We start from the raw sequence: 16782 nt of genomic DNA on the forward strand, positions 1-16782 counted from the left end.
GGCTTTCACGCCGTCTCCACCACTTCCCTGCGCCGCACCCCAGCAACCTTCACCTCTCCCTCCCCAGTTTCCGGCGCAAAGCTGTCACTACGCGCCATCCGCCACATCCGCGCATAAAACTCGCTTTCAATCGAGCCACTGAGCAATTCGCCCGGCTTGAGGAACGTGTGCAGGTCCGAGAACAGCCCGATTTCGCTAGGGCTGATACGCCGCACCAGGTGCTTGGGCTTGAGTTCCGACGGGTGTTCCAGGCCCGCGGCAGCCAACATTTCGGCCAACGTATGCAGCGTGTTGCGGTGGAAGCTGGCCACCCGCTCGGCCTTGTCCGGCACCACCAAGGCGCGCTGGCGCAGTGGGTCTTGCGTGGCCACCCCGGTCGGGCATTTGTTGGTATGGCAGCTCTGCGACTGGATGCAGCCAATGGCGAACATGAAGCCGCGCGCGGAGTTCACCCAGTCCGCCCCGATGGCCAACACGCTGGCGATGTCGAAGGCGCTGACGATCTTGCCCGCCGCGCCAATGCGGATGCCGGCGCGCAGGTTCAGGCCGACCAGGGTGTTGTGCACGAACATCAGGCCCTCGCGCATCGGCACGCCCATGTTGTCGCTGAACTCGCGTGGCGCCGCCCCGGTGCCGCCTTCCTTGCCATCGACAACGATGAAGTCCGGAGTGATGCCAGTGGCCAGCATAGCCTTGGCAATGCCCATGAACTCCCAAGGGTGGCCCAGGCAGAATTTGAACCCCACCGGCTTGCCGCCCGACAGCTCGCGCAGGCTGGCCACGAACTGCAGCAGCTCGACTGGCGTGCGGAAGGCACTGTGCGCCGCTGGCGAGATGCAATCCTCACCCACGCGCACGCCACGGGTTGCGGCAATTTCGGGGCTGACCTTGTGCCCCGGCAGGATGCCGCCGTGGCCCGGCTTGGCGCCCTGGCTGAGCTTGATCTCGATCATCTTCACCTGTGGCGAGCGCGCCTGCTCGGCGAATCGCTGCGGGTCGAAGCGGCCGTCCTCGGTGCGGCAGCCGAAGTAGCCACTGCCGATTTCCCAGATCAGGTCACCGCCATGTTCGCGGTGGTACGGGCTGATGCTGCCTTCGCCGGTGTCATGGGCAAAACGGCCCATGCGTGCACCGCGGTTCAGGGCAGCGATGGCGTTGGCGCTGAGGGCGCCGAAGCTCATGGCCGAGATGTTGAAGATCGATGCCAAATAGGGTAGGCGGCATTGCGGCCCGCCAATGGCGATGCGGAACGATGCCGGGTCTGGCGTGGCCACTGGCAGCATGGAATGGCTGATGAACTCAAAGCCGGGCTTGTAGGCATCGTTGAGGGTGCCAAAGGCTTTCTCGGCGCTTTCGTTCTTGGCCCGGGCGTAGACCAGCGAGCGCTGCGAGCGGGAGAACGGCAGCTTGTCGTCGTCGCCCTCGATCAGGTACTGGCGGATTTCCGGGCGGATGGTTTCGATCAGGTAGCGGATGTTGCCCAGGATCGGGTAGTTGCGGCGCACGGCGTGGTGGCTTTGCCGCAGGTCGTTCAGGCCGACCAGGCTGAGCAGCGCGGTGATCAGTGTCAACGGCCACAGCCAGGCATGCTGGGGTAGCAGCGGCAGGCTGGCGAAGGTGAACAGTAGGCAGAGGGCGAGGCAGGCGTAGCGGCTGGGTAGAGAGTGTTTCATGGGTCCATCGCAGGCAGGATGACCGGGCATAGGATAGGCAAAGGCGGGGAGGGGAAAACCTGGGTAATCGGTAAAAGACTGTTACCTGATCGCGTATTTCCAGGCTCATGCGCTCCTACAGGGGGGCGCGTAAAGGCTGATTGGGTAGCAACACGCTGACCCGCAACCCACCCCCCTCGCGGTTCGCCAACAGCAACTCGCCCCCATGGCTGGCAGCAATCCGCTGGGCGATGCTCAACCCCAGCCCATACCCCCCGGACGCCTGGTTGCGCGACCCTTCACCACGCACGAACGGGTCGATGATGCTCGCCAGCAGGCTCGGCGCAATCCCCGGCCCGCGGTCATCGATATGAATGAACACCCCCGTGGTCGCGCGCTCCAGCGTGACCGAAACCTCCTTGGCATAACGCAATGCATTGACCAGCAGGTTCTGCAGGCAGCGCTGCAGCAGCAGGGCATCGGCCTGCAGGCTGCCCGCCTGGCCATGCACCGGCAGTGGCTCTTCGGCAGTGGCCAGCTCCGCGCACTGGCGCACCACCAGCCGGTCCAGGTCTACCTGTTGCAAGTTCTGCTGCTCCCCCGCGCGCAGGTAATCGAGCACCTGGCCGATCATGTTGTCCATCTGCGCGATGTTCTGCCGCAGGCGTTGCCGGTTTTCGTCGTCCGGCAAGCGCTCCAGGCGCAGGCGCATGCGCGTCAGCGGGGTGCGCAGGTCGTGGGACACGGCGGCCAGGAAGTAGGCCTTGTCGTTGACCATCGCGATCAGCCGCTGCTGCATGGCGTTGAAGGCTTGGGCCGCCTGGCGCACTTCCTCCGGGCCATCCAGCGCCAAGGGCGGCTGCTCGAGGTTGCTACCCAGGCCGCGCGCGGCATCGGCCAGGCGCCGAAGCGGGCGCAGGCACAGGCGCACGGCTATCAGGCACACCAGCAATACCGCGACGATGCGCAGCGCGTACACCCGCAACAGGTAATCGCTGATCAGCACCCAGGCCGACTCGCCGCTCCAGCCTTGCAGTTCCTGGCCCTCGATGGTCAGCCAGTGCCCACCGGCCAACGGCACCGCGAACTGCAGATGCGCCTGGGCCGTGCGCAGGCCGAACAGGCTGCGCCAGACGATCGGCTGGCCCTGTTCGTCGGTCAACTGCACTTTCATCAGGCGCACGTCCTGGGCATGCCCCAACTCGTACTCGAGGGCCTGGTGCAGCAACAGCTCGACACGCCTGCGCCCGCGGCGCTCGTCCTGCACCGGCGTGGGCAGGGCTTCGCTGCAACGCAGTTGGTAATGCGCTGGCGCCTGCAGTGCACCGGCACGGCAGTCGGCCTGGGCGATCAACGGAGCGCTGCGTGCGGCAATCAGCCGGACAGGGGCCTCGAGAACCTGGGCAAAACGCACATCGAACCAGATGCTGCTGGACATCAACTGAATCAGCACGGTGCCGCTGACCATTATCAGCAGCAACTGGCCGAACAACGTGCGTGGCCACAGCCGGCGCAGCCAGCGCATGTCAGGCATCGGCCCCGTTGGCGGCGATGCTCAGCAAATAGCCTTCGTTGCGGATGGTGAGAATTTGCGCGGCACCCGCCGGCGCGTGGCGCAGGTGCTGGCGCAGGCGGCTGACGCACATGTCCACCGAACGGTCGTCGGGCAGGTGGTCGCGGCCGAACGCACTGCGCGTCAGCTGGTCGCGGGACACCACGCGGTTGTTGGCTTCCAGCAGCTCGCGCAGTACGCGGTAGTCGGAGCGGGGCAGGGTCAGGGTCTCGCCATCGGGGCGGGTGAGCAGGCGCTTCACGTGTTCCAGGCGGAAGCCGGCGAACAGCTGGGCATCTTCTACCGGCTCTTCGGCGGGGGCATCCAGGCGTTGCGGACGACGCAGCACGGCCTTGATCCGGGCGATCAGCTCGCGTGGCTCGAAGGGCTTGGCCAGGTAGTCATCGGCACCCACCTCCAGGCCGATGATACGGTCCAGCGTGCTGCCCTTGGCCGACAGCATGATCACCGCGAGCCCCGGCGTGGCTTGCAGCTGGCGGCACAGGCTCAAGCCGTCTTCGCCCGGCAGCATCAGGTCCAGCACCACCAGCTCCACCTTGTGCCGGGCCAGGTGCTCGCGCATCTGCTCGCCGTCAGCCGCTGCCAGCACGTTATAGCCGGCATCTGTCAGGTAATCACAAAGAAGTTCGCGGATCTCGTCGTCATCATCGACAACAAGCAAAGTTGTGCTCATGCAGAAAAACACCTGTTCGGTGAGGGCCGGTGGCGCTCGTTACGTTCGATTACATCCCCGTACAAGCCGGGTCTGGAGCTCGGGGGGCCGATCCCTAGAATCCTAACAAAAAATCATCTGCAAATACGAAGCCTTCCCAAATGAACTCCGAGAGCACCCCGAACGCCTTCCCCTCCATCAGCCGAGGCGGCACGCGCCTCAAACCGCTGGCCCTGTTCATTGCCGTGGCCGTCAGCGGTGGCGCGATGGCTGCCGACAGCAAGCCCCTGGAACTGGAGGCCACGCAGATCGAAGACAGCGCCCTGCTGCCTGCCGACGAAGCTGGTCAGCTGGGTTACACCGTCGAAAGCACCCGCAGCTCCACCGGCCTGGCCCTGACGCCGCGCCAGACGCCGCAGTCGGTCACCACCATTACCCGCCAGCAAATGGATGACCGCGACATCCACACCATCGAGCAAGCGCTGGAAACCACCCCAGGCGTGACCGCGAGCAAGTCCGAAGTGGGCGGGCGTACCGACTACCGTGCCCGTGGTTACTCGATCAGCAACTGGAAGGTCGATGGCCTGCAGTTCCAGGGCGGGTCCGATTTCAGTGGCGGCGGCAACGCACTGAACATGGACCTGTACGAGCGCATCGACATCGTGCGCGGCGCCAACGGCCTGTTGGGCGGTACCGGCGACCCGTCGGCCACCGTCAACCTGATCCGCAAGGCACCGACCAGGACGTTCGGCGGTAGCGCTTATGCCACCTACGGCAGCTGGGACAAGCGCCGCCTGGGCGCCGACCTCAACTTGCCGCTGTCCGAAGACGGCCGCCTGCGTTCGCGCTTCGTGATGACCCAGCAGGACGCCAACTCATTCCGCGACAACCAGTCCGAGCGCTCCCGCGCCGCGCTGGCCAACTTCGAGTTCGACCTGGACGACGCCACCACCCTTGGTGCCGGCTACCAGTACGAGTACAACAAGATTGTTGGCGGTGGCTGGGGTGCGAACATCCCGATCTGGTACAGCGATGGCAGCAAGACCGACCTGCCGCGCAGCACCAACGTGGTACCCAGCTGGAGCTTTGGCGAGTACACCACCCGCACCGCGTTCGGCTCGCTGGAGCACCGCTTCGACAACGACTGGACGCTGGACCTGAAAGCCGCCCAGAGCACCGCCGAAACCCTCAGCCACCGCGGCCTGGCCAAGGTCAACTCGGCGGGCCGTGGCAGCTACGGCGGCTACTGGGACCAGGATGGCAGCGGCGCCGTGCTCAACGGCCTGCACAGCTCCACCGACACCACCCAGCAGTCGGCGCAGATCGACCTGTCCGGCCCGTTCCAGTTGTTCGGCCGTACCCACCAGGCGATGGTTGGCTACAACGACAGCCGCACCGTGGCCTGGTCACCGGAATACACCTGCACCATGGTTGGCGACGGCATGGCCAGTGCGCCTGCGCTGGGTTGCCAGTTCCGCGCCAACAACGGCTTCCCGCTGACCGACTGGCGCAATGGTGTGGATGACGACTACAACATCATCGCCTCGCGCACCGGCCGCCACAGCAAGACCACCACCCGCCTGCAGGGCATGTACGCGGCAACCCGCCTGAGCATCACCGACCCACTGTCGGTCATCCTCGGCGTGCGCACCAGCAACTACTCGGCCACCACCCGCAGCGTGGCTGGCGCACGTACCAGCCAGGAAGAGAACGGCATCGTCACCCCGTACCTGGGCGCCGTGTACGACCTCAACGACAACTACTCGCTGTATGCCAGCTACACCGACATCTTCACCCCGCAAACCGCTGAAACCAGCAGCGGCAGCAAGGTCGAGCCGATTCGCGGGCAAAGCTACGAGACGGGTATCAAGGGAGAGTGGTTCGAGGGCCGCCTGAACGCCTCGGCGGCGTACTTCCGTACCAAGCAGGAAAACAAGGCAGTGCTCGACGGCGACCTCACCACCCCGACCGGTAGTGACGCCTACAAGGCCGGTTCCGGCCAGGAAACCGACGGTATCGACCTGGAAATCGCCGGCGCCCTGACCCCCAGCTGGAATGTGTACGCCGGCTACACCTACCTGCACTTCCGCCGCGTCGACAGCGACGGCCGCAGCGACCCGTCGCACCTGTTCAAGGCCTCGACCACCTACCGCCTTTCCGGCCCACTCGACCGCCTGACCCTGGGCGCCGGGGTTACTGCACAGAGCAACATCCGCGCAATCTCCAGCCCGGCAGGCCAGCCGAGCAATGGTGCCACTGACGTGAACTGGTCCGGTTATGCCATCTGGAATGCCATGGCCAAGTATCAGCTGACCGACGACACCAGCGTCAGCCTCAACGCCAACAACCTGTTCGACAAGCACTACTACACCCGCTACGGGTTCTATGCCGGGGCGATCTACGGCGACCCGCGCAACCTGTCGCTGACGGTCAGCACGGCGTTCTGATCAAACGCACCTTGGGCTGCTGCGCAGCCCATCGCCGGCAAGCCGGGCTCCCACAGGTATTTTGGTAGCAACAGCCTTGCTCCATTTCTAACAGGTGGCGCGATCCCTGTGGGAGCGGGCGCGCCCGCGAACACGGGCGAAGCCCGTGCCATCCACCGCAGCACCTGATTCGCTGGGTCGGCGCCAGGCTCAAACCATGCGCTGTACCTGTGGTAGATGGCCCAGCCCTTTGGGCTGCGCTGTCGCGTAGATAACTGAAATTGCAAGCAATCCGCGTACCCTGTGGGAGCGGCTTTAGCCGCGAAGAATCCAACGCGGTGTATGGCACCGGCTGCGCCGGTGTTCGCGGCTAAAGCCCACAGGGCCCCTGCTAATTCAATGAGTTATCTGCAGTTCTATGAGAGCGCGGCTTGCCGGCTATGGGCCACAAAGCTGCCCTATTTCACCTAGGGCCAGTCTCTTGCTGGCGATCAACCGACTTCTCCAGCCGGTCTTCGAAACTATCCCAGTCCTCACCAAACAGTTCCACCGGGTGCATGGTCCGGCTCGCGCCATTGCCACAGGCCAACGCCTTGGCCGGGCAATACAGGTCGCAGCCCCAGCAAATGCGCTCCGGGTGGCTGGGGTTTGTGGGGAATTTCTTGGCCATGGTCAGCTTCCCTCAGGACTATGTCCCCAACCTATACCTCGGCCCGCTACTCAGCTTGATCGACATCAATATCCAGGTGACCCTCAGCGGAGCGTATATTCCGGATCAAGATATCTGCTTGACAGATATCTTGATCCGGAATAATTTGTAGGCACCTTGGTACGCCGGGACAACACAATGCGGGTGATAACGAAAGCGGCGGTTACCAAAGCCATCGAAGCTCACGCCCAGTGGAAAGCACCCCTGAGCCTGTGGCTCACGACCTTTGATAGGGCGACGCTGCGCTTCGAGTCTTTTGAGCAGCTAAGGGATACGTGGTCTACCGCCTCTGGCTGGAACGTTGACCGCATTCCTTGTTCAAAACTCAGGCCCTCCAGCCGAAAAGGGCCGCTTGATGTCTATGTGTTTGATATCAAGAAAAACGAATGCCGTCTGATCGCATGGCTCAACACACGAACGGGCACCCTCTATATCAAGGCCATTCTGTCGCACGCGGAGTACGACAAGTGGTGCAAGAGCGATGTCAGGTAGCCGCCTGGCACTTGCCCAAAACCTACCGATTCGACAGGTGACAACCATGAAGCGGGATAAAATCGAAGCCAATGGACTAGATGCCTTCATCGCTAATATTTCACCCATGCTGGATGGCCTGAACGCCCAGATGGCAACCATGGCCCAGCTTCTTGCTGCCTGCCATGACCCTATCAAGGACGATGCAGAGCTCCAGGCGCGGATGGCATTGATCGATGAACTCTACTCGCATGCCGACAGCGAAGGTCACGCAGCAGCGCGCTTTGCGGAGATGGTGGCGGATCGTGTCTACGAGTATGAGAGTGAGTCGGTACTCGTGCCGTTTGCGAGCCAGGCCGAAGCGTTGGCCTTCCTGCTGTCGGACAGGGGCGTGAAGCAGAAGGACCTTGCCTCGATAGCGACCCAGAGTGCGGTTTCAGAGATTCTGAACAACAAGCGGAAGATGACGGTTGCCCAGATAAAGGGCTTTGCTGAGTTTTTCAGCGTGCCGGTCGAGTTTTTCATGCATGGGGTGGTTTGAAATCGGTAGGGGGCGCCGGGATCGCGGGGCACTGAAAACAAAAAAGGCCCACCTTTCGGTGAGCCTTTTTTGATACTGCGTATGGTGCCGGCACCAGGAATCGAACCCGGGACCTACTGATTACAAGTCAGTTGCTCTACCATCTGAGCTATACCGGCAATGGGGCGTCATTATAACGATCGGTTGGCGCCTGTAAACCACTTCGTTGCGAATGTTCGCAAATGACCTAAGTCACCGACCTGAAAGAAGAATTTTCCTACCAGCCGCGATGGATGGTGGTGACGCTCGGCTCGGTTTTGCCCGGGTTGAAGAACAGCTTGTCGTTGTCGCAGCCGCGCTTGCGGCAGGGGCTTTCGGTGCGCAGGGGCAGGCCGTTGTCGCCGCCCAGCTGCATGCCGGGGTGGTTCCAGCCCAGGCTGCTGGTGGGGTGGGGAGCGGTGCCGCTGGTGCAGGCGGTCAGAGCCAGGGTGAGGGTCAGCAGGGCGAGGGGCTTGGCTTGGGTCACGATGGTCGGGTCCGTTAGTCCATTGTCGGTTCTGGCGCAACGCCAGAAGGTCGCGGGGCTGGCGGGCAGCGCGCGACGTCACTTTTTAATCATTTGGGGGGCGGATGATACACCGTTGGGCGGGATCAGCGGTGAGGCTTTAGCTTTTTGTTGCCTGTTCTGGCCTCTTCGCGGGTGAACCCGCTCCCACAGGGATATCACTGTTCTCAAGCCTTGTGAGATTCCTGTGTGTGGGTTTACCCGCGAAAGGGCCATCAGCTGTACGAAGATTCTGAACTTTAGGGCTAACAGCTTCAGGGTTTGGTGGCTTCGGAACTATCCTACGCGCGCCGCCGAAGTATCGCTGTTGTCGGGGAAATGGCTCACGGATACCGTTTTCGGGTCGCTCTGGCGACCGGGTGTGAGAACCCGATTTTGAACGTATCGGCTGCGTAATGGCGACCGTGCGCGGGCAGACCTTGGTCTGGCCGAGCTTCCTATGTTCACTCGGTTTCTCACCTCGTGCACGGTTGCCGCCTTTGTTCCGTGAGAAAGAATGAACACGGCAACTCCTTTGAACTAGGAGTTTGAAAATTGAAAACGATTGATACTGATCCCCGCAGCCCAAAGCCAATCACCACCGCAGGCGTGGAAACCTTCCTCGCAGCCGGTAACCCATCCCTCAATCTGCTACGCGTGGAGCCTGGCGTCCCCGTCGATGCTGCCTATGAGCATGTCTCGATCCTGATGGGCTACATCAAGCATCTGGTGCGCGAAGGGGATATGGAGGATGACCATAAATTCCTGGGCGCCGCCGATTATCTGTGCGACATGGCCAAGGCGCTGATGAACGATATCGAGATTGCCAAGAACAAGGCGCATTGAAGGCCCACGCGGTTAGTGTAGGAGCGGCCTTGTGTCGCGATGGGCCGCAAGGCGGCCCCCGTTTTTGGCGTATTTGCAGAGATCGCTGGGGCTGCGTTGCAGCCCTTTCGCGACACAAGGCCGCTCCTACAAGGGACCGCGTAAATCAAGCCATTCTGGGTAAGGCTTTAGACGCAGTCGCCAACCACAAGAAATGTTTATGCACAAGTGGCATCGGCGCGTTGCGCGAAAGGCATGCCGGATCGATACACCGCCGGTCTTTGCGCAAACGCCTGTTTTTACTGGCCTTGACGCGCAAGCCGGAATAAGCCAGACGCTTGAAATAGCGCTTGGATCCAACAGGTAATCACAAGCTTGTTCACAGAGTTATCCACAGGTTGTGCTGCGGCTAACGGTCGCGTTCGGCAAGGATTAGCAGGTTGCGCGGGGTGAGTGGGTAGTCGCAGAACAGGCCAAGGCGCACGTTGTAGCCTTGTTCTTCGAGGAACAGGGCTCGATCGAGTACCAGCCATAGCTCCAGCGGCCGGCGGAACAGGTTGCGCACGCGCTCCAGGTTGCGGACCTCGGCCAGGCGCTGCCAACCGGCGGCTTCCAGGGCAGCCCAGTCCGGGTTGCCAGTCAGCTGCAATTGCTTGAGTTCGGCCAGGTCGCGGCAGTACTGCTCGAAGGGCTTCTCCAGCCAGGCCACGGGTAGCGACGGTGTCGGCAGGTACTCGTCGGTCTGGCGCTGCTGGCGTTGCAGCAGGTCGAAGCCCAGGCGCCGGGCCATTGAGGTGTCGCGCTGGCGCCGCACGCGGGCGCCGGCGGTGACGGTTTCGCTCAAGGGCAGGCCCAGGTCGTCCAGCGACAGCCGCAGGCTGGAGGCTTGGGCGGCTGTGGATAACGCCTGGTATTGCTGCGCCGCGATGCGGTTGTAGCAGCAGGGGGCCACGGCCAGTTGCCGGCAACCTTGCTGGCTGGCCAGATGCATCAAGCGCACATGCAGGTCGCCACAGGCGTGCAGGGCGACCACGCTTTTGTCGCCAGCCAGGTGGCGGGCGCTGTCGTTGGCCATCACATCCTGGTGCACATGCTGCGCCGGCAAGTGGTGGTGCGTGCTCAGGGCCTGGCCGGCGGCGACCAGTTCGGCGTCGTATTCCAGGCAGGTCAGGTGTTGGCCGGGTTGCAGCAGGCGGCGGCCCAGGTGGCCTTTTCCGGAGCACCAGTCCAGCCAGTGACGGGGCTGTTCGCGGAAGGCCAGGTGGCTGGCGAAGGCTTCGATCTGCTGCCATTTGCGGCCGGGGACGGCTACGTCGAGGCGATGCGCGGCGGGGGGCAGGTCGGTTTCCGGGAGGTTGCCGAGTGCCGAAAGCTGTCGGGCTTGCTGGGCCAGTTGCGGGAACGGGGCGGGCAACGGGGCAGCGGTGGTGTCGGTTTCGGCGTCTTCCAGGGAGCATTGGCGCAGGTGGGCGGCAAGCTCGGGGTGGGCGGTTTCCCAAGCCAGCTGCAGGCTGGTGAAGGGGCGGGGTTTCCACAGTTGCTGGTGCTCGATCAGGAACTGGTCGAGGGCCTGGAAGCGGGTGCTTAGGTGGGGGCTGTGGAGGTGGTTGGGCATGGGATGTGTGTTGGTTTTCAGGGCCTCTTCGCGGGTGAACCCGCTCCCACAGGTATAGTGCACAGCTTGAGGGCTGTGGGGTCCCTGTGGGAGCGGGCGTGCCCGCGAAGCAGTCAGTGAGGTCTCAGCGGCCCTGGCACGCATCCACGCGCAACCAGCGCTCCAGCAGCTTGAAGCCCTGCACCAGCACGAACGAGATCACCAGGTAGAACACCCCGGCGGCAAAGAAGATCTCTACCGGCAGGTAGGTACGGGCGATGATGGTACGGGCCATGCCGGTCAGTTCCAGCAGGGTCACGGTACTGGCCAGGGCGCTGGCCTTGAGCATCAGGATCACTTCGTTGCTGTACGCCGGCAGGCCGATGCGCGCGGCGCGTGGCAGCATGATGTAGAACAGAGTCTTAGCCCGAGACATGCCCAGCGCCCGCGCCGCCTCGATCTCCCCCTTGGGGATCGACTGCAGCGCACCGCGCAGGATCTCGGCGATGTAGGCAGCAGTGTGCAGGGTCATGGTCAGCACGGTGCACCAGAACGGGTCGCGCAGGTACGGCCACAGCGAACTCGAACGCACCAGGTCGAACTGCGCCAGGCCGTAGTAGACCAGGAACAGCTGCACCAGCAGCGGCGTGCCACGGAAGAAGAAGATGTAGCTGAACGGCACCGCGCGCACATACCAGTGGCGCGAGGAGCGGGCGATGCCCAGCGGGATGGCCAGGATCAACCCGGCAACCACCGCGATGGCCACCAGCTCCAGGGTCAGGGTCGCACCCTGGGCCAGGCGTGGCAGCCATTTGATGATGACTTCCCAATTCATTATTCGGCCCTCGCAAAGCCGCGAGCGGCGCGTTTTTCCATGAAGTGCATGCCGGTCATGGCAATGATGGTCAGGCTCAGGTAGATGCAGGCCGCGACCATGTAGAAGGTGAACGGCTCTTTGGTCACGGTCACGCCGATTTGTGCGTGGCGCATGATTTCTTCCAGGCCGATCACCGACACCAGGGCGGTGTCCTTCATCAGGATCATGAACAGGTTGCCAAGGCCGGGCAGGGCGATGCGCCACATCTGCGGCAGGATGATCCGCGACAGAATGCGGCCTTTGGACAGGCCAAGCGCCAGGCCAGCTTCACGGTGGCCCTTGGGGATCGCCAGGATGGCGCCACGGAACACTTCGGTGGCGTAGGCGCCGAAGCACAGGCCCAGGGCGATCACGCCCGCAGCGAAGGCGCTGAGCTCCAGGCCCGGCATGTTCAGGGCTTCACCGAGGGCGTTCATCAAGCCGACGGTGCCGAAATAGATAAGCAGTACCCACAGCAGTTCGGGCACGCCGCGAACCAGGGTCGAATAGAAGCCACCAAGCCATTGCAGCGGCTTGATCGCGGAAGTCTTGGCCAGGGCGCCGAGCAGGCCCAGGACCAGGCCCAGCAGCAAGGCGCAAAGCGCCAGTTTTACGGTCATCAGGGTGCCGGCCATCATGGCCGGACCGAATCCGTGCAGGTCGATATTCATGGGCAGGTCATTCTAGGGACTGGCGCGCCGCAAGGGCGCGCCGGTCGGGGCGGATCATTCGATGCTGAACGGGAAGTACTTGTCGTTGATCTTCTTGTACGTGCCGTCGGCCTTGATTTCTGCCAGGGCCTTGTTCAGGTCGTCGCGCAGCTTGGTGTCACCCTTGCGCACGGCAATGCCGATCTTGTCGCTGTCCATCACTGGCTCACCCTTGAACTCGAAGTTCGAGCCGTCTTTGCTCTTCAGCCACTCGTACTGCACGTACTTGTCGGCCAGGATGCCGTCGATGCGGCCGGAAACCAGGTCGAGGTAGGCGTTTTCCTGGGTGTCGTAGAGTTTGATCTCGACATCCGGGTAGTTATCTTCAAGGTAGGTGCCAGCCAAGGTTGCGCGCTGGGTGCCAATGACCTTGCCCTTCAGCGAAGGTTTGTCAGTCTTGAAGTCGACGTTTTTCGGCGCGATGAACTGCAGCTTGTTGGAGTAGTACGGCTCGGTGAAGTCCACGGCCTGTTTGCGCTCGTCGGTGATCGACAGCGACGACACCAGGAAGTCGAACTTCTTGGCGTTCAGGGCCGGGATGATGCCGTCCCAGTCGGAGGTGACGACCGAGCACTCGACTTTCATCTTGGCGCACAGGGCGTCGCCGATGTCTTTGTCGAAGCCGACCACGTTACCGCTGGCATCCTTGTTGTTGAACGGTGGGTAGGCGGCTTCGATACCCATGCGCAGTTTTTCTGCGGCCAGGGCGTTGGCCGACATCACCAGCGTGGCAGCAGCTGCCAGGAGGAACTTCTTGTAAGTGTGCATGTATTGCTCCGTTAGCGGTGGCTGGACATGAATTGCTTGCAACGCGCCGAGGTCGGGTTCTCGAAGACCTGCTGCGGCGATCCCTGCTCTTCGACCAGGCCCTGGTGCAGGAAGACGACTTCACTGGACACATGGCGGGCAAAGCTCATCTCGTGCGTCACCAGCAGCATGGTACGGCCTTCTTCGGCCAATGCGCGGATAACGTTTAGCACTTCCTGGACCATTTCCGGATCGAGCGCCGAAGTTGGCTCGTCGAACAGGATGACCTTGGGCTTCATGGCCAGGGTACGGGCAATGGCGGCGCGCTGCTGCTGGCCACCGGAAAGCTGGGCGGGGTAGCTGTGACGCTTGTCGTAGATGCCCACCTTGTTCAACAGGGCTTCGGCGGCTTCGATGGCCTCGGCCTTGCTCTGGCCGAGCACGCGGCGCGGCGCCTCGATGATGTTGTCGAGGATCGACATGTGCGGCCACAGGTTGAAGTTCTGGAAGACGAAACCGATCTCGCTGCGCAGGCGGTTGATCTGGCGGTTGTCGGCGGCGACCAGGTCGCCGTTCTTGGCGGCCTTGAGCTTGAGGGCTTCACCGGCAACCAGGATTTCGCCCTGGTGCGGGTTTTCGAGCAGGTTGATGCAGCGCAGCAGGGTGGACTTGCCGGAGCCGGACGACCCCAGGATGGAGATCACGTCACCGTCGCGTGCGGTCAGCGAAATGCCCTTGAGAATTTCCTGCTCGCCGTAGCGTTTGTGCAGATTGCGGATTTCCAGCGCGGGCGTGGCCTGAGCCATGTGCGGTCCTCATGTGTACGGGTGCGTTCCCAGCTGTTGGCGGCCTTCCTGGCGTGCGCCACGCTAGCATAGCGGCATTATCACGGCCAACAGGGTCGCTGGGGACTCGGGGCGCTGGTGGGGCAGTTTGTCGCATCGTTGCAGCGCAACGTCGCGCGGATGTCCGCGAAGGTGTCGCCCAGCACCAGAGCCTTGATGAAAAAAGGCGCGATGGTGCCAGCTTTGGCCCGCTCATGGAAGCGGTTTTAGACCTTTCGCGGGCACGCCCGCTCCCACAGGTTCTTTAAAAGGGCTCAAATGGTTGCACCTGACCTGTGGGAGCGGGCATGCCCGCGAACGGGGGCGGCCAGGTCTTTAGGTTGTACCTCTAGGTTGCACTTTTTTGCATTGCAGCGGTGCACAGGTGTTACCGGGGAGCACCTTTGGTGCGTTTGTAAGTGGGTATTTCAGTAATCCGATGATTTGATGGTCTTTCGGTCAGCCGTTGGCCGAAAGCCCTCCAAACCGCATGCTAAAAGGGCTACCGACTTTTCTGACGAATGCATTCAGCACATGGCGCGCTTATTGCCAGTAGGAAACCGCCGATTGCAGCGACGCCCAGGTCAACCCCGGGCGCGCTCCGTAACCGCAGTCGGAGTGGTCCACTCCTTACAAAGGTAGTTTCAATGAGCGGTAACAATTCCAATGACCTCGCTCAGGGGCTCAAACAACGGCATGTGACCATGCTGTCCATCGCTGGCGTCATCGGTGCCGGCCTTTTCGTTGGCTCCGGCCACGCCATTGCTGCTGCCGGCCCTGCCGTGCTGCTGGCTTACGCTGCCGCCGGTACGCTGGTCGTGCTGGTCATGCGCATGCTGGGTGAAATGGCTGTCGCCTCGCCTGACACCGGTTCGTTCTCTACCTATGCCGACCGCGCCATCGGGCGCTGGGCCGGTTTCACCATTGGCTGGCTGTACTGGTGGTTCTGGGTACTGGTAATTCCGCTGGAGGCCAACGCCGCCGCAGCCATCCTGCATGCCTGGTTCCCTGCGGTCGACCTGTGGGCGTTCTCCCTGGTCATCACCTTGGCGCTGACCCTGACCAACCTGTGCAGCGTGAAGAACTACGGCGAGTTCGAGTTCTGGTTCGCCCTGCTCAAGGTGCTGGCGATCATCGGCTTCATCGCTGTGGGTTGTGCTGCCATGTTCGGCTTTGTGCCGAGCAGCCAGGTAAGCGGTGCCAGCCACCTGTTCGACACCCAGGGCTTCATGCCTAACGGCCTGGGCGCGGTGCTGGCAGCCATGCTGACCACCATGTTCTCGTTCATGGGTACCGAAATCGTTACCATCGCCGCTGCCGAGTCGAAGGACCCGGGCAAGCAGATCAGCCGCGCCACCAACTCGGTGATCTGGCGTATCTGCCTGTTCTACCTGGTGTCGATCTTCCTGGTCGTGGCCCTGGTGCCGTGGAACGACCCGGCCCTGGCCGAGACCGGTTCCTACCAGACCGTGCTGAGCCGCATCGGCGTGCCGAATGCCAAGCTGATCGTCGACATCGTCGTGCTGATCGCCGTGACCAGCTGCCTGAACTCGGCGCTGTACACCTCGTCGCGCATGCTGTTCTCGCTGAGCAAGCGTGGTGACGCCCCGGCCATTGCCCAGCGCACCACCAAGTCGGCTACCCCGCATGTGGCGGTTCTGCTGTCCACTGCAGCGGCCTTCCTCTGTGTGTTCGCCAACTTCGTGGCCCCGGCCCAGGTGTTCGAGTTCCTGCTGGCCAGCTCTGGTGCCATTGCGCTGCTGGTGTACCTGGTGATTGCCGTGTCGCAGCTGCGCATGCGTGCCCAGCGTGAGGCCCGCGGCGAGAAGATCACCTTCAAGATGTGGCTGTTCCCGGGCCTGACCTGGGCGACCATTGCCTTCATCATTGCCATTCTGGTGGTAATGGCGCTTCGTGAGGACCACCGCGCCGAAATCATCGCGACAGCATTGCTGAGCATTGGTGTGGTGGCGGCTGGCTTGCTGGTGCACCGCAAGCGTGAAGCTGCCGGGCGGGTGGCGCTGGACAACTGATCCGCGCTGGCTGAAATGAAAAGGCCGCGTCCTGTGAAGGGCGCGGCCTTTTTTGTTGCCTGTTCCGGCCCTTTCGCGGGCTTGCCCACAGGGACGGCATTGCCTTCGGGCCTGTGGTGTTCATGTGGGAGCCGGCTTGCCGGCGATAGGGCCCGGGCAGGTTATCCAGCCCTGTCAGCCAAACTGCTTCTGCTGCTGTTGCTGCTTGGCAACCAGCTCCGAAGCCGCCACATAGGCTGCCTGGAACTCATCGCTCTCCAGCCAGGCCATGGTGGCCTCTTCGTCGGCCCCGTCCAGCCATTTGCGGTAGGCATTGAACACCAGCACGATGTAGTCGGTGGCGTGTTCTTCCTTGTGCCCCTTGAGCACCAGGGCCAGCAGCGGGTCTACCAGGAACACCGAAATCATCGGCACCAGGCCGCCTTCCTGGGCTTCCTTCATTTTCTTGAACAGCGGGTCGTAGCTGCCCGATTCCATGGCCTTGTTGTACACCTGCTCGATGCTGGCGCTGTCGCCAGCGCTGGCCTTGACTGCCTGGCCGCTGCGTACCATGCGGTTCTGCTTGGCCTTGCTGGCGGCGCGCTTGGCGCGTTTCTGTTGCTTGGTGGGGGTGGCCATGGGGTGAATCCTTGGTGGGGCGGAAATT

16 protein-coding genes and 1 tRNA gene are annotated in these 16782 nt (G+C 62.7%); 5 read left to right on the forward strand and 12 right to left on the reverse strand.

From position 1 onward, the window contains the following. Window positions 1-5 precede the first annotated feature (5 nt). The 3 genes from WM94_RS06015 to WM94_RS06025 form a co-directional block, all read right to left on the reverse strand. Entirely contained in the window at window positions 6-1673 is a 1668-nt protein-coding gene (locus WM94_RS06015; RefSeq protein WP_061550694.1) for an FMN-binding glutamate synthase family protein, read from the reverse strand. Between the two features lie 115 nt (window positions 1674-1788). Then, on the reverse strand, window positions 1789-3177 hold the full coding sequence (locus WM94_RS06020; RefSeq protein ID WP_061550721.1) for an ATP-binding protein: 1389 nt from the start codon (window positions 3175-3177) through the stop codon (window positions 1789-1791). 1 nt (window position 3178) lies between these two features. Next, entirely contained in the window at window positions 3179-3898 is a 720-nt protein-coding gene (locus tag WM94_RS06025; RefSeq protein WP_015268622.1) for a response regulator, read from the reverse strand. Window positions 3899-4038: 140 nt separating this feature from the next. Here WM94_RS06025 and WM94_RS06030 point away from each other — a divergent pair, with 140 nt between their 5' ends. After that, window positions 4039-6324, forward strand: coding sequence for a TonB-dependent siderophore receptor (locus tag WM94_RS06030; RefSeq protein ID WP_061550695.1), 2286 nt, complete (start codon window positions 4039-4041; stop codon window positions 6322-6324). A gap of 442 nt (window positions 6325-6766) precedes the next feature. On the opposite strand, the gene WM94_RS28765 is transcribed toward WM94_RS06030, so the two are convergent. Further along, window positions 6767-6973 (reverse strand): DUF3079 domain-containing protein, encoded by a 207-nt coding sequence (locus tag WM94_RS28765; RefSeq protein ID WP_082810501.1) that lies wholly within the window; start codon window positions 6971-6973, stop codon window positions 6767-6769. 177 nt (window positions 6974-7150) lie between these two features. Here WM94_RS28765 and WM94_RS06040 point away from each other — a divergent pair, with 177 nt between their 5' ends. Further along, on the forward strand, window positions 7151-7504 hold the full coding sequence (locus tag WM94_RS06040; protein WP_082810503.1) for a type II toxin-antitoxin system HigB family toxin: 354 nt from the start codon (window positions 7151-7153) through the stop codon (window positions 7502-7504). A 46-nt stretch (window positions 7505-7550) separates the two neighbouring features. Next, on the forward strand, window positions 7551-8024 hold the full coding sequence (locus tag WM94_RS06045; protein WP_061550697.1) for a type II toxin-antitoxin system HigA family antitoxin: 474 nt from the start codon (window positions 7551-7553) through the stop codon (window positions 8022-8024). Between the two features lie 82 nt (window positions 8025-8106). Here the strand turns inward: WM94_RS06045 and WM94_RS06050 are convergent. Next, window positions 8107-8182 (reverse strand) — tRNA-Thr (locus tag WM94_RS06050). Window positions 8183-8280: 98 nt separating this feature from the next. Next, window positions 8281-8529, reverse strand: coding sequence for a hypothetical protein (locus tag WM94_RS06055; protein ID WP_061550698.1), 249 nt, complete (start codon window positions 8527-8529; stop codon window positions 8281-8283). A 573-nt stretch (window positions 8530-9102) separates the two neighbouring features. On the opposite strand from WM94_RS06055, the gene WM94_RS06060 reads away from it, so the two are divergent. Next, on the forward strand, window positions 9103-9393 hold the full coding sequence (locus WM94_RS06060; protein WP_003257466.1) for a DUF3077 domain-containing protein: 291 nt from the start codon (window positions 9103-9105) through the stop codon (window positions 9391-9393). Between the two features lie 388 nt (window positions 9394-9781). On the opposite strand, the gene WM94_RS06065 is transcribed toward WM94_RS06060, so the two are convergent. From WM94_RS06065 to WM94_RS06085, 5 genes are all read right to left on the reverse strand, one after another. Next, entirely contained in the window at window positions 9782-10987 is a 1206-nt protein-coding gene (locus WM94_RS06065) for a methyltransferase (RefSeq protein ID WP_061550699.1), read from the reverse strand. Window positions 10988-11111: 124 nt separating this feature from the next. Continuing rightward, window positions 11112-11801 carry an ABC transporter permease gene (locus WM94_RS06070; protein ID WP_061550700.1) on the reverse strand — a complete coding sequence of 230 codons (690 nt, stop codon included), beginning with the start codon at window positions 11799-11801 and terminating at the stop codon, window positions 11112-11114. After that, the gene (locus WM94_RS06075; protein WP_013970485.1) at window positions 11801-12493 is read right to left on the reverse strand and encodes an ABC transporter permease; all 693 of its coding nucleotides are present in this window, start codon (window positions 12491-12493) and stop codon (window positions 11801-11803) included. The genes WM94_RS06070 and WM94_RS06075 overlap by 1 nt, the downstream gene beginning before the upstream one ends. Window positions 12494-12547: 54 nt before the next feature. Continuing rightward, window positions 12548-13300, reverse strand: a complete 753-nt coding sequence (locus tag WM94_RS06080; protein WP_013970486.1) for an ABC transporter substrate-binding protein — start codon at window positions 13298-13300, stop codon at window positions 12548-12550. An 11-nt stretch (window positions 13301-13311) separates the two neighbouring features. After that, window positions 13312-14085, reverse strand: a complete 774-nt coding sequence (locus WM94_RS06085; protein ID WP_003257472.1) for an ABC transporter ATP-binding protein — start codon at window positions 14083-14085, stop codon at window positions 13312-13314. Between the two features lie 665 nt (window positions 14086-14750). Here WM94_RS06085 and gabP point away from each other — a divergent pair. Beyond that, the gene (gabP, locus tag WM94_RS06090; RefSeq protein WP_025337364.1) at window positions 14751-16136 is read left to right on the forward strand and encodes a GABA permease; all 1386 of its coding nucleotides are present in this window, start codon (window positions 14751-14753) and stop codon (window positions 16134-16136) included. 174 nt (window positions 16137-16310) lie between these two features. Here the strand turns inward: gabP and WM94_RS06095 are convergent, their stop codons facing one another. Beyond that, window positions 16311-16754 carry a hypothetical protein gene (locus WM94_RS06095; protein WP_013970488.1) on the reverse strand — a complete coding sequence of 148 codons (444 nt, stop codon included), beginning with the start codon at window positions 16752-16754 and terminating at the stop codon, window positions 16311-16313. Window positions 16755-16782: the final 28 nt, after the last annotated feature.

The sequence above is a fragment of the Pseudomonas sp. ABFPK genome (genome assembly GCF_001586765.1).
Classification (GTDB): Bacteria; Pseudomonadota; Gammaproteobacteria; order Pseudomonadales; family Pseudomonadaceae; genus Aquipseudomonas; species Aquipseudomonas asiatica.